Consider the following 14,358-nt stretch of genomic DNA (forward strand, 5'->3'; position numbering starts at 1 on the left):
AACGTACCTTTGAATGCCCCAATTTATAATGGTGTATTATGAAAAGGTTTTTTTTACTTATCATATTATTTTACAGTAGTATACAAGCACAAAACGTTCAAGTAGATGCTACTTCATATACCCCTCAGCAATTGGTAGAAAATATTCTTATCAATAGTGGTTGTGTTTCAAATATAAGTGTCACCAATTCTGTTAGCGGAAATTTTACTGACGGCATGAAGAGCTTTGGCTATTTTGACGGATCAGGAACATCATTCCCATTTGAACAAGGTATTGTAATGAGCACTGGTAGGCTAGACAATGTACCAGGCCCCAATAATAGCCTTAGTGATGATAATGCTAACAACTGGGGAGGTGATACCGACCTTAATAACACACTTGGAATCAACAATACCTTAAATGCCACTATATTAGAATTTGATTTTACCCCATCTTCAAGCAACATTCGTTTTAATTACATTTTTGCCTCCGAAGAATATCAAGAAAACAATAGTAACACTTGTATCTATTCAGATGTATTTGCCTTTTTAATAAAACCACAAGGAGGCACCTATACCAATATTGCAGTAATACCCAACACTACTACTCCGGTTCAAGTAACTACCGTACACCCTGAAATACCTGGTGGTTGTGCTGCTGAGAACGAATCCTATTTTGGATCATTTAATAATAGTAATGCTCCAATAAACTTTAATGGTCAGACGGCGGTATTAACAGCCAAAGCAGATGTTACCCCTAATACGGTATACCACATAAAATTGATTATAGCAGATGAACAAAATTACCGATACGACTCTGCTGTTTTCTTAGAAGCTGAAAGCTTTACAACATCCGTTGAATTAGGAGAAAATCATACGTTTGCAAATCAAAACCCTTTATGTCCAAATGAAACACTTCTCTTATCTCCGCAAACCAATCAAACTATAACCGGATATCAATGGTATAAAGATGACGTAGTATTATCAGGAGAAACGAATAGTACTTATGAAGTTACCACAGCCGGTACCTATAAACTTGAAGCTACTCTTGCTGCAGGCTGTAATGCTACCGATGAAGTAGTTGTTGAATTTAGCGATGATATAGTTACCAACGACATAACCTTAACTGAATGTGATTTGGATGGCAATGGACTGACCGTTTATAATCTTACCGGGAATGATCAAACCTTGTTAAATAATGATCAAAATTTAACCATAACCGGATATTATTTAAATGAAACCAACGCTTTAAATGGTAATGGTGCTATTGCGAATCCTGATACTTTTTATAATACTCAACCCAACCAAACTATATATGTTGGTGTAAGTAATAATTATGGATGTGTATCTACTGCACATATTATATTATCAACCATACAAAATCCTGTTGCTACGGCTTATTTATCAACTTGCACAGCAGATTCAAATAACAATGGCTATGCTACCTTCAATCTTTCAGATGCAGATAATCAAATTACAAACTCAATAGCAACTTCAGTAAACGTAACTTACTTTCTTTCAGAAGAAGATGCATATTTAGATAACAATCCATTAACCAATACATTTACAAATACGATAGCAAATAACCAAACATTGTACGTACGGGTAGCCAACAATGATGGGTGCTACGGGATTAGCACTTTAGAATTAGAAGTATTTAATACCCCTAATATACCGGAAGATTCAGAAGTTATTTATTGTACAGATATATATCCGGCAACTAAAAAGATCACATCTGGTGTACAAACATCACCTTATTATAGTTTTCTATGGAGTACAGGGGAAACAACTCAAAACATACATGTAAACCAACCCGGGAACTACACTGTTACTGTAACAAATCAATATGGTTGTAGCAGTAGTAGAACAATTACCGTTAGTGCCTCTTCTATGGCCGATCTATCATATACCATAACCGGAACTTACGGTAATAATAATGTAACAATTACCGCAAACGGAACTGGTGATTATATCTACGCTTTAGATTTAGGGGACTATCAAGAAGAAGCTACTTTTTATGACCTATCCATAGGAGAACATACCGTATATGTTTCTGATACTAATGGATGTTCAACCAGTTCTATAACATTTAACATTATAAATTTCCCTAATTATTTTACTCCAAATAACGATGGTGTTAACGATTATTGGAATGTAATTGGTGATGACACATCAAATTCCACTATCAATTATATTGAAATTTTTGACAGATACGGAAAACCTATATATAGCTTTAAACCTAACAATATAGGATGGGATGGCACTTATCACAATATCCCTCTCCCCTCTACAGATTATTGGTTTGTAGTACACTTTAATAACAATAATAATAGCTACCAAAATAACTTCTCATTACTAAGATAAATTTTAAGTTTTTTTTTATATTTGTTTTGCCTTAAATTTATGTTAAACCTACTTATGTAAGAGTCTTTCCCCAAAGATTTTTGCTGCGCTATGTTATTGGAGTATGAATTACAAGTTATTATTTGCATGCATATGTTTATCTTATTTCATGCATGCACAACAAATAGTTGTTGATAACAACTACAGCCCTGAACAATTAATTGAGAACATCCTTTTTCAAGGATGTATTGACGTTTCTAATGTTAACTCCCCTATAAATGGTAGTATCAATGGCTTAGTAAGTTATGGCTATTTTGAAAGTTCTAGTTCTAATTTCCCGTTTTCTAATGGAATTGTTTTAACTACAGGAAATGTTCTTGATGCAGGAAACACTTTAAACTCAGACTATCTAAACCGAGGAGAAACCGACTGGGGCACAGACAGCGATCTTGAGAGTGTTTTAGGTGTAAGCAATACCTTAAATGCTACAGTACTTGAATTTGACATTATTTCAGCTTCTAATCAAATTAATTTTAATTACATTTTAGCTTCCGAAGAATACCTTAATGACTATCCATGTAATTATTCCGATAGTTTTGGGTTTCTAATTAAGCCAACAGGTAGCTCAGGCAGTTATAACAACATCACATTAGTACCTGGTACAACTACAAATGTATCTACACAAACTATTAGACCTCAAATTGTAGGTTTCTGTAATTCCGAAAATGAACAATATTTTGAAGGATACAATCTAGGAGATACAAACTACAATGGTAGAACAACGGTTTTAACAGCCACTGCAGCTATACAACCCAACACTTCTTATCATATTAAGTTAATCATAGCAGATCAATTTGATGAAAATTTTGATTCCGCTGTATTCATTCAAGGGAATACTTTTTCTGCTGATATAGATTTAGGAGGTACTTTAAGCACCTGCTCTGGCAGTATTGCTTTAGATACAGGAATTGATAATCCGCAAGCCACCTTTGAATGGTCTTATAATGGCACGTCACTATCCGACACTACCTCTGAGATTGTTGCAGGGCAGTCGGGCACTTACAATGTAATTGCAACCATACCCTATGCCAACTCGCAATGTGTTATTGAAGACACTGTTGAAGTTACGGTTAATGGAAATGAAATAGCATCGGCTGTTACTGATTATGAATTATGCGAAGAAACCGAAGGAAGTAATACCGCTACATTTAATCTAAGCAGTAAAGATCCTGAAATAGAAGGATCCGTTTCTTTTCTTAATCCAACCATTAGCTACTACCCTACAGCTCTTGATGCAGAAAACGAAACAAATGAAATTTTTAACGCTATTACTAACAGTAGTAATCCTCAAACTGTTTATGTAAAGCTACAAGACCCTACCTCAAGTTGTGTTGCATACAATTCATTCGATTTAATCGTAAATGAGCTACCTAATATAACTCAACCAGATACGCTTGTGGCTTGTGGTGCAGAAAATGCTACCACTGCTATTTTTGATTTATCTATTGCAAGCAATCAAGCCATAGGAACCAACAGTTATGAACTAACTTATTTTGAGACAATAAACGAAGCGGAAAACAACATTAATCCTATAGATGAACTATATACTAGTTCTCCAAAAACAGTCTACATAAAAGCTACTGATACTAATACCGGATGCTCAAACATCATTGCAGTTAGTTTAGACATAAACTATGGACCACAATTATTAATTAGTGCGTATGATGCCGACGCCTGCGACTCTGACAGTAACGGTTTTACTATATTTAGTTTAACTGACTATACTCAGTACTTTGTTCAAAACCCAACAGATTATACATTCGAATTCTACACTACAGCGGCAGATGCTGCCAGTGGGACCAATACCATTTCAAATCCGGATACCTTTTCTAATACAGTGCAAGATATTCAGGTTATTTATGTTAAAGTAATTGATCCAATCACAGGATGTTCTACAATAGCCCAAATTAACCTATACAGTTCTATGATTGTATCTGAAACTCAAACAAACATTTATTACACCTGCGATGATGTATCAAATGATGGGGTTGAAGAGTTTAATTTAGCAGCTATTGAAGCTTATATACTTAATAACTTAAGTGACACCAATGTTATTTTCTATGAAAACATGAGTGACCTTAACAATAATACAGGAGCTTTAGATGAAACAATTCCTTATATAAACACACAAAACCCACAAACATTATATATTCTTATTGAAAAAAATGGACTGTGTTCATATGTAGAAGATATTGTATTGAAGGTTAACCCTTATTTTGAAGCTACTTCTATTGGAGATCAAACTTTCTGTGATACCGATTCAGATGGTTTTACATCTATTAATTTAGCAGATAATTATACCAACTCTATTATTAACGGAAATAACTATACTGTAGCATACTATTTATCTGAAAACGATGCTACGAATTGGACAAATCCTATTACTGTTTTAAACAATACCTCCAACCCACAAACAGTTTGGGCTGTTGTAAGAGACGAAACCGGATTTTGCTCAGATATTATTAGTTTTGATATCTTAATTGAAACAGCACCTGAAACAACTCCAGTAGATGATATATTTATTTGTGATGATAATAATGATGGATTTTATAATGTAAACTTATCCAATCTATCAACGCAATTATTAAACAATAACACCACCAATGCTTCTGTAGAATTTTATCCATCGGAAGCTGATGCTGTTAATAGCAGTAATATAATTACAACACCCGATAATTATAACACACAATCTGCAACTGTTTATGCCAAATGTATAAATGATACTACTGGGTGTTATAATATTCAAACAATTAATGTCATTGTAATATATTTTGAAGCCTTAACAAGCAACAATAATAGCTTTACAGTTTGCGAAAGTGATAGCGATGGTGTTGAAGGTATTTTCTTTGAGGATTATGACAATGCTATTGTGCAGAATAATTCTGATATTGAAGTATTATATTTCACTAATATAACAGATGCTGAAAATAACACCAATGCTATTGATAAAACAACTGCTTTTTTCAACTCCTCAAACCCTCAAGAAATTTACATCAGAAGGCAAGGTATTGGGTTAAACGATTGCTATACAGTAGACTTAATAACTTTTACAGTTAGTAGCAACCCCGTTTATACAGATCCTAAAGGTATTTTTCTTTGTGATGATATTAGCAATGATGGTGTAGAACTTTTTGATCTAACAACCGCTTATGATACAGCTACTTTAAACAATTCTGATATAACAATAACATACTATACCAGCCAAAACAATGCACTTAACAACATCAACCCAATAAGCGATACCGATTCATACGAGAATACAACTAACCCGCAAACTATCTATTCTAGAATTGAAACAAATCAGGGATGTTTTGATGTTACTTCTTTTGAATTAAATGTAGTTCTGGTTGGCTTAATTAACGAACCATCTCCTATTTCATATTGTGATACAGACGAAAATGGATATGAAATTGTTGATCTTACCTCAGATGATGTAGAAGTATTAATGATTAGACAAAATGATATCAACCTATCATATTACGCAACTGAAAACGATGCTCAAAACTTAACTAACCCAATAGCCAATCCGACAAACTATACTGTAAATAACACTACAGATGGTTCTGCTACAATTATTTATATAGTAGCCACCAACACTGTAAGTAATTGTTCTTTATATGTGCCGTTGGAAATTACAGTTTACAGCTTACCAGAGTTTAATGATGATTCTTTAACATTTAACATCTGTAGAGAAGATATAACCCATTTAAACCTTCCTTCATTAAACGAATTAGTAATAGACAACTCAGATGATTACGAATTAACCTATTATGAAACATATGCTGATGCCGATGCAGAAACCAATGCTTTACCCAACGATATAGTACTTACTAACTCTACCGCTAATCTATTTGTTAAGGCTACAGGAATCATATCAGGATGTTCATCTATAGAAGAAATTACTGTTATTGTACACCCCACTCCGGGACCATACACCTTAACCAATTTAGAAGAATGTGCAGATGACACAAGTGTTCATCAAATGGATATAACTTCTGGAGTACCCCAGAACATATTAGACGATGCTAACTTAACCATTAGTTATTACACAAGTCAAACAGATGCTGAAACAGCAGAAAATGCTATTGAACACCCTGCTAACACTACAACTTATGATGGTCTCATAATATACACTCGATTTGAAAACAACACCACAGGCTGCTATAGTGTTTCAACATTCTCAATTACATTAAATAGAACACCTACAATCCCTTTAGAAAATAAATATGTAATTTGCTCTATAGACAATTCAATTACAGTAGATGCATATACTGGATACCCTGACGATATCTATGAGTGGTCTAACGGTGACTCAACTTCGTATTTAGAAATCTCTGAACCAGGTGTATATTCAGTAACTGTTACTGCTATCAGTGGGTGTTCAAATGTAAAATACTTTGGTGTTAATGTTTCCGAATCTGCTCAGCTTGTAGATATTCAAGCAACCAGTTTTACAGACAACAATACCATTACAGTAAGTGTTACAGGAAGTGGCTCCTATGTATTTTCATTAGATGGTGAAACTTATCAGGAATCAAATCTATTTGAAAATGTAGAAATAGGATATCATACAGTAGAAATTATAGATTTAAACGGATGTGATAGTATTATAGCACAAGATGTTGTGGTACTAGGTTTTCCTAAATACTTTACTCCAAACGGAGATGGAATAAATGACACTTGGAACATCTTTGGTTTTGAAACCTTAGAGCATTCTACCATCTTCATTTTTGATAGATATGGTAAATTATTAAAAGTAATTAATCCGGGAGATGATGGCTGGGACGGCACCTTTAATGGAAACGATTTATATTCTAATGACTATTGGTTTGAAGCTAACATTAAAGACACAGATGATCCGTTCGTATATAGAGGACATTTTAGCTTAATTCGTTAAAAACATTACAACTTCAAAATAACAAGCCCTTTTCATATTGATTAGGACTTTTCTTTTAATCACCATAAAAACAACTAAGCTGTTTTTTAAATATGATATAATTATATTTTCTTTATACTCCTATATGAATATTTGTTAATAGTTTTGCAACATGAAATTTACTATAACATCAGAATTTAAACCTACAGGAGATCAGCCGAAAGCTATTAAGCAGCTTTCTAGCGAAATCGAAAATAACGAACAATGTCAAGTACTCCTTGGAGTTACCGGATCTGGTAAAACCTTTACCGTAGCAAATGTTATAGAATCTGTTCAACGACCAACTTTGGTTTTAGCCCATAACAAAACTTTAGCTGCACAGTTATATTCTGAGTTTAAATCATTCTTCCCAAATAATGCTGTAGAATATTTTGTTTCGTACTATGACTACTACCAGCCAGAGGCCTATATTCCCGTAAGCGGTACCTATATAGAAAAAGACTTAAGCATTAACGAAGAAATAGAAAAACTAAGATTAAGTGCTACCTCCTCTCTTCTATCTGGTAGAAGAGACATTTTGGTGGTTGCTTCAGTATCTTGTTTATATGGTATTGGTAACCCCGTAGAATTTCAGAAAAATGTAATCTCTATTGAAAGAGATCTGGTTATTTCAAGAACTAAATTTATGCAAAAGCTAGTGCAGAGTTTATACTCTAGGACTACAGCTGAATTTACAAATGGTAATTTTAGAGTTAAGGGAGATGTTGTAGACGTATTCCCTAGTTATGCCGATGAAGCATTCAGAATACATTTTTTTGGAGATGAAATTGAAGAAATAGAATCTTTCGATCCAGTCAACAATGCAGTAATAGAAAAATACGAGAAAGTAAACATATATCCTGCTAATATGTTTGTTACCTCTCCTGATGTATTACAAAATGCTATATGGCAAATACAGCAAGACATGGTAAAACAAGTTGACTATTTTAAAGAAATAGGAAAACCACTAGAAGCTAAAAGACTAGAAGAACGTACCAACTTCGATTTAGAAATGATTCGTGAGTTAGGGTATTGTTCTGGTATCGAAAATTATTCTAGATATTTAGATGGTAGAGAACCTGGCACACGCCCTTTCTGTTTGTTAGATTATTTTCCAGATGACTATTTAATGGTAGTAGACGAAAGTCATGTAACTATACCTCAGGTACACGCCATGTTTGGAGGTGATAGAAGTCGTAAAGAAAATTTAGTAGAATACGGTTTTAGACTACCTGCCGCTATGGATAACCGACCTTTAAAATTTGAAGAATTTGAAACACTTCAAAATCAAGTAATTTATGTTTCGGCAACACCGGCTGATTACGAACTACAAAAATCGGAAGGTACGTATACTGAACAAATTATTAGACCAACCGGACTACTTGATCCTGTAATTGAAATACGCCCAAGTGAAAATCAAATAGATGATTTAGTAGAAGAAATTCAATTACGAATTGAAAAGGACGAACGTGTTTTAGTGACTACCCTTACCAAACGTATGGCAGAAGAACTAGCTAAATACCTTACAAGAATTGCCTTACGATGTAGATATATACACTCTGATGTAGATACGTTAGAACGCGTTCAGATAATGCAAGATTTACGTAAAGGATTGTTTGATGTATTAATTGGTGTTAACCTATTAAGAGAAGGACTAGATTTACCGGAAGTATCTTTAGTAGCCATTTTAGATGCAGATAAAGAAGGCTTTCTTAGAAGCGCAAGGTCACTTACGCAAACTGTAGGTAGAGCAGCAAGAAATTTAAATGGTAAAGCCATTATGTATGCCGATAAAATAACTGCTAGTATGCAAAAAACAATAGATGAAACGGAATACAGAAGAAGTAAACAAATAGCACACAATAAAGAAAATAATATAACACCCAAAGCCCTTAACAAGAAAATTGAAAGTTCTTTAACGAATACAACCAATGAAGAAAACGATTACCTAACCAACGCTAAAAATGCCGCTGAACCAGATACTACTTACATGACTAAATCGGATATTGAAAAACTAATCCGTGAAAAACGAAAGGCAATGGAAAAAGCAGCTAAAGATTTAGACTTTATGCAAGCAGCTAAACTGCGTGACGAAATTAAACTACTTCAGGAAAAAAAATAAATAGATAAACCTATTCAACAACATAAAAGCCCTTGGTAGTAAAATACCAAGGGCTTTTTTTAACCAACTAACATTATGAAAAAAATCTACTCGAATATTTAATGCTCATTACTATTATAAACTCCAAGATTTTCTAATCATTTCATTACATCCTTATCAATAACCTTGGAGCTCTACTACCCTAAAGTTATCCAATCTCTATAAAGCGTTTTGCTTTTGGTAAAGCCTCTTCTTTTTTTGGCAGTGTAATTGTGAGTACACCATCTTCATAAGTGGCTTTAATCGCATCTTCATTAACTGTTTCCGGTAAAGTAAAAGCACGCCTAAATGAAGTATAGTTAAACTCTCTACGCGTATAATTTTTATCTTTCACTTCATTTTCACTTTTTACCTCAGAAGAGACAGTGAGTACGTTATCATCTACTTCCAAGTTAAAATCTTCTCTCTTTCTTCCTGGTACAGCTAACTCAACAAAAAATTCTTTTTCTGTATCTTTAATATTAACGGGCGGAGTTGAAGTTCCTAAATTCTGTACTCCTCCAAAAAAGTCTGGTTTCATAAAAAATTCATCTAATAAATTAGGTAACCATACATTGTTGTTTCTTTTTACTAAGCTCATAATTATAATTTTTTAGTGTTTAACAATTTTTCTAAATCAAATACGCCTAGTAATAGACAAATCTTGTACCACTACCCAAAAAAGCCAAAAACATGACTTTATGTCGTTTTAAGAAACAAAAAAAGCGACAAAATGTCGCTTTACTAATATTTTAAACTGTCAAATTGCTAATTATAATGTGTTTTAAAAAAGCCTAACAACACCGATACTGGCACAATCTTATCCTCATAAGTATCCATTACAGCTAACACTTTATCCATAGCTATAGGATTCAACCCCATACGTAGTCCGCATTCCTTTACTAATTTAATTTCTTTAGGATGCTGTTCCTCATCTATATTCATCATCAAAACCAATCGGTAAAACTGAATAATACGCTCTGTTTCCGACTTTTGAGGCTTAAAAGGTGCAGGATTACGAAACAACCTATCTAAATCTATTTTAGGCACTTCTAATTGCTTTGCAACGGCTAACAAAAAATTATATTCTCTTTCTTTTAAATAATCATCTACCGTAGCCATCGAAATCATATCCGATAAAATACTAAGTTTTACTTCTTTGCTTTTGCTGTTCATTGTAATTAATTAGTTTAATGGCTGAATTTAATAAATAAATAATTTAATTTTAAATTTTCTAACATAAATTGAGATATGACGAATAATGATATTTTAAAAAAGCTTCGTGTTGCCCTTGCCTTAAGAGATGATGATATAGTGGAAATTCTTCAAGACGTAGACTTTAAGATTTCTAAAACAGAGCTTAGCGCTTTTTTTAGAAAAGAAGACCATCCTAACTATAAAAACTGTGGAGATCAAGTATTACGCAACTTTTTAAATGGCTTGGTAATACATTTAAGGGGTAGTAAAGAAAAGCCAAAACTACCTGGTGATGTATTACTAGAAAAACATAAAAGAAACAATTTAAAGAAATAAAAAAAGCCACTTCTAATGAAGTGGCTTTTTTTATTTCTTTGTCCCGTCCTGAAATAAGTTGACATAAATACAACCACATTACTCCATCAATGACAGATGGATATGATTGTTATCAAAATGCTTTAACTGAAAGAATTAATGGAACACTAAAACAAGAGTTACTTATTTATAAATGCAAAAACAATAAAGTGCTTGCCAAGCTTATAAAAGAATCCATTGATATGTACAATAACCTAAGACCGCACTTGAGTTACATAAAAAACACTTAACTATATACATAACAAAAAAACCAGAGAGGCAAGCCTCTCTGGTTAATATATATTTTTAATCTAAAATAGTCAACCTACTTTAAGACAACTCAATTTATACAAACTACTACTCTTCTTCAGTGGTAGTTTTAGCATTTTTCTTTTCAATTGTATCGTACATAATCGGTGTAGCAATAAACAATGATGAATACGTACCCACAACAACACCAACAATCATTGCAAACACAAATCCTCTTAAAGACTCACCTCCAAAAATGAATATCGAAATCATTACCACTAATGTAGTTAATGATGTATTCAAGGTTCTTCCTAAGGTACTGCTTAACGCTTGGTTCACGTTTTCACCACCTTTCCATCCACGCTCATTTGTTATCTCCCTAACACGGTCAAATACAATAACCGTATCATTAAGTGAGTAACCAATAACCGTTAAGATAGCCGCAATAAATGCCTGATCAATCTCCATGCTAAATGGCATAAAAGAATAGGTAACAGAAAATACTCCAAGTACTAATAATACATCATGGAATACTGCAACAACAGCACCTAAAGAGTATTGCCATTTTCTAAATCTTAACAATATATACAAGAATACAACTGCTAAAGATCCTAATACAGCCCATAAAGCACTTTTCTGAATATCATCAGCAATAGTTGGTCCTACTTTAATCGAATGTAATATACCATATTTTTTATCTGAACTACTATCTACAAAGTCACTCTTAGAAAAACCTTCTGGCAAATACTTTTCTAACCCACTATATAATAGACCTTCAATCTCAGTATCAACTTCTTGACCTTCTTCATCTACTTTATATTTTGTAGTAACTTTAATTTCACTATTGTTTCCAACCGTTTTAACCTGAACATTACTGTTAAATACCCCTTCTAAATCTTTAGAAATTTCAGAAGAACTAACTTCTTTGTCAAAACGAATTTGATAAGTTCTACCTCCAACAAAGTCAACCCCTTGATCTAATCCTTTTGTAAATAAAGAAGCTAACCCAGCTAAGATTAAAACACCAGATACTACATAAGCTATTTTTCTCTTACTTAAGAAATCAACATTAATATTTTTAAATAAGTTTTTGGTTGCACCTGTATAGAAATCTAAACGACGTTTGTTCTCTCCAATATACCCTTCTATCATAACTCTTGTTATAAAGATAGCTGTAAACAATGAAGTAAGAATACCTATTAATAAAGTAGTAGCAAAACCTTGAATTGGCCCTGTACCAAAAATCAATAAGATGATAGCAGTTAAACCTGTTGTAATATTTGCATCTAAAATAGAAGACAATGCATTACTAAATCCATCCTTAATAGCCTCAGTTATGGTCTTACCTACAGCCATCTCTTCTTTAATACGCTCGTAGATAATTACGTTTGCATCTACTGCCATACCAATGGTAAGTACAATACCTGCAATACCAGGTAAAGTTAACACAGCACCAATACTAGCCAGCGCACCAAATATTAAAAGTATATTAAATACTAATGCTATATTTGAGAATATACCAGCTTTACCATAGTATATCATCATCCATATAAGCACTAATACCATTGCAATCATAAATGACATAAAACCGCTATCAATAGCTTCTTGCCCCAAGGTAGGACCAACGGTCTCAAACTGAATAATATCAGCCTTAGCAGGTAATTTACCAGCTCTAAGAACGTTTGCTAAATCTTTAGTTTCTTCAATAGTAAACTGCCCGGTAATAGTAGTACGACCTCCTGTAATTGCTTGTTTTGCGCTAGGAGCAGAATACACTGTATTATCTAAAATAATAGCAATACAAGTACCATTAGTAGCACTCTTACCAGTTAAGGACTCCCAAGCCCTTGAACCAATACCGTTCATAACTATACTAACCATTGGATTACCAGCCTGATCAAAAGTATCTTCAGCATCTACAATAACATCACCACTTACAGGCGGAACGTTGTCACGATTTCCTTTTATTGCGTATAAGTTTACAACACCAGTATCTTCATCTACCTTATCCCAAACAAATTTTACATTATCTAAGCTAGCAGGCAACAATCTTTTAGCCTCAATTGTATTTAAGTACTCATTAACTTTCTCTACATCTTTTTCAGTAGTATAACCTACAATAGCAGTTTTTTGTCCTGAATTTGGGTTAGGAACTCCCATCACTTCAAATAATGGATTAACTGCCTTTGCCTGATTTAATGAATCTGTTTCAGAATCTGCTAATAACTCTTCAAATTCATCACCACTCGTTTTGGTTGTATCAACTTCTTCATGAGCTTTTTCTTCAGCCTCTACTTTTGCTTTTAACTCATTATTTAATTGAGAGAAATAATTTAATACATCAGTATTCATATAGGTTTCCCAAAACTCTAACTGAGCTGTAGATTGCAGTAATCTCTTAGCTCTATCAACATCTTGAACACCTGGCAATTCAACCAAGATTCTTCCAGAAGTACCCAAACGTTGAATATTTGGCTGAGTAACCCCAAATTTATCAATACGTTGTCTTAAAACTTGAAATGCTGAAGTAATAGACTCATCTACCTTTTTTCTGATAGCAGACATTACTACGGCATTATCATCACCCATATTAAATTCTTCATCCAGTAAACGGTTGTAGAAAATTTGAGGAGACGAAAGTTTTACCTGACCGTTCGAAAGTTTTTCAAACTCTTTAAAAAACAAATCCAAGTATGGCTCATCACTACTTTTAGAAGCTTCATCTGCTGCTGCAAGAGCATCTAAAAAAGTTTTATCTGTTGATTTGTTAGAAAGTCCTATTAATATATCTTTTACAGAAATCTGTAAAATAACATTAATACCGCCTTTTAAATCAAGCCCCTTGTTCAATTGTCTTTCCTGAACATCAGATAGGGTAAACCCTAAGAAAACATCTTGTGTTTTCAAAGAATCCAAATACTTACTTTCTTCTTCTTCTCTTAAAGCTACATAATTGTCTTCTGTTTCCGGAATTCTACTCTGAGCAACCGTTTTCGCTTCTTCTTCTAACTTATTGGTTATGAACGTAAATGATAATTGATAAATACTTACAATCCCAAATAAGAAAGCAAACAGTTTAATAAGTCCCTTGTTCTGCATTATTATTTTATATTAATAGGTCA

At 33.3% G+C, this 14,358-nt stretch carries 6 protein-coding genes and 2 pseudogenes; 5 read left to right on the plus strand and 3 right to left on the minus strand.

Annotated features, from left to right (window positions below; translation table 11 throughout):
- Positions 1-38 precede the first annotated feature (38 nt).
- From NBRC110019_RS13160 to uvrB, 3 genes are all read left to right on the plus strand, one after another.
- A complete protein-coding gene (locus NBRC110019_RS13160; RefSeq protein WP_281755590.1) occupies positions 39-2,342 on the plus strand; it encodes a T9SS type B sorting domain-containing protein in 2,304 nt (767 codons plus the stop codon).
- Between the two features lie 148 nt (positions 2,343-2,490).
- The gene (locus NBRC110019_RS13165) at positions 2,491-7,278 is read left to right on the plus strand and encodes a T9SS type B sorting domain-containing protein (protein ID WP_281755592.1); all 4,788 of its coding nucleotides are present in this window, start codon (positions 2,491-2,493) and stop codon (positions 7,276-7,278) included.
- A 151-nt stretch (positions 7,279-7,429) separates the two neighbouring features.
- On the plus strand, positions 7,430-9,418 hold the full coding sequence (uvrB, locus tag NBRC110019_RS13170; RefSeq protein ID WP_281755595.1) for an excinuclease ABC subunit UvrB: 1,989 nt from the start codon (positions 7,430-7,432) through the stop codon (positions 9,416-9,418).
- A gap of 187 nt (positions 9,419-9,605) precedes the next feature.
- Here the strand turns inward: uvrB and NBRC110019_RS13175 are convergent, their stop codons facing one another.
- Positions 9,606-10,037: an Hsp20/alpha crystallin family protein gene (locus NBRC110019_RS13175; protein ID WP_281755597.1), complete on the minus strand. Its 432-nt coding sequence runs from the start codon at positions 10,035-10,037 to the stop codon at positions 9,606-9,608.
- A 167-nt stretch (positions 10,038-10,204) separates the two neighbouring features.
- Positions 10,205-10,612, minus strand: a complete 408-nt coding sequence (locus tag NBRC110019_RS13180) for a TerB family tellurite resistance protein (protein ID WP_281755599.1) — start codon at positions 10,610-10,612, stop codon at positions 10,205-10,207.
- A gap of 75 nt (positions 10,613-10,687) precedes the next feature.
- On the opposite strand from NBRC110019_RS13180, the pseudogene NBRC110019_RS13185 reads away from it, so the two are divergent.
- Together NBRC110019_RS13185 and NBRC110019_RS13190 are read left to right on the plus strand one after the other, a co-directional pair.
- Positions 10,688-10,966, plus strand: a pseudogene (locus NBRC110019_RS13185) (DUF1456 family protein); the annotation flags it as partial.
- Positions 10,967-11,040: 74 nt separating this feature from the next.
- Positions 11,041-11,284 (plus strand): annotated as a pseudogene (locus tag NBRC110019_RS13190) (integrase core domain-containing protein); the annotation flags it as partial.
- Positions 11,285-11,344: 60 nt separating this feature from the next.
- On the opposite strand, the gene secDF reads toward NBRC110019_RS13190, so the two are convergent.
- On the minus strand, positions 11,345-14,335 hold the full coding sequence (secDF, locus tag NBRC110019_RS13195; RefSeq protein WP_281755603.1) for a protein translocase subunit SecDF: 2,991 nt from the start codon (positions 14,333-14,335) through the stop codon (positions 11,345-11,347).
- Positions 14,336-14,358: the final 23 nt, after the last annotated feature.

This window comes from Neptunitalea chrysea (assembly GCF_027924145.1).
GTDB lineage: Bacteria > Bacteroidota > Bacteroidia > Flavobacteriales > Flavobacteriaceae > Neptunitalea > Neptunitalea chrysea.

Bases quoted from the DNA above. Each gene is read 5' to 3' on its own strand.
- NBRC110019_RS13160 (WP_281755590.1), top strand. From the start codon at position 39: ATGAAAAGGTTTTTTTTACTTATCATATTATTTTACAGTAGTATACAA.
- NBRC110019_RS13165 (WP_281755592.1), top strand. From the start codon at position 2,491: ATGCATGCACAACAAATAGTTGTTGATAACAACTACAGCCCTGAACAA.
- secDF (WP_281755603.1), bottom strand. From the start codon at position 14,335: ATGCAGAACAAGGGACTTATTAAACTGTTTGCTTTCTTATTTGGGATT.
- NBRC110019_RS13180 (WP_281755599.1), bottom strand. From the start codon at position 10,612: ATGAACAGCAAAAGCAAAGAAGTAAAACTTAGTATTTTATCGGATATG.
- NBRC110019_RS13175 (WP_281755597.1), bottom strand. From the start codon at position 10,037: ATGAGCTTAGTAAAAAGAAACAACAATGTATGGTTACCTAATTTATTA.
- uvrB (WP_281755595.1), top strand. From the start codon at position 7,430: ATGAAATTTACTATAACATCAGAATTTAAACCTACAGGAGATCAGCCG.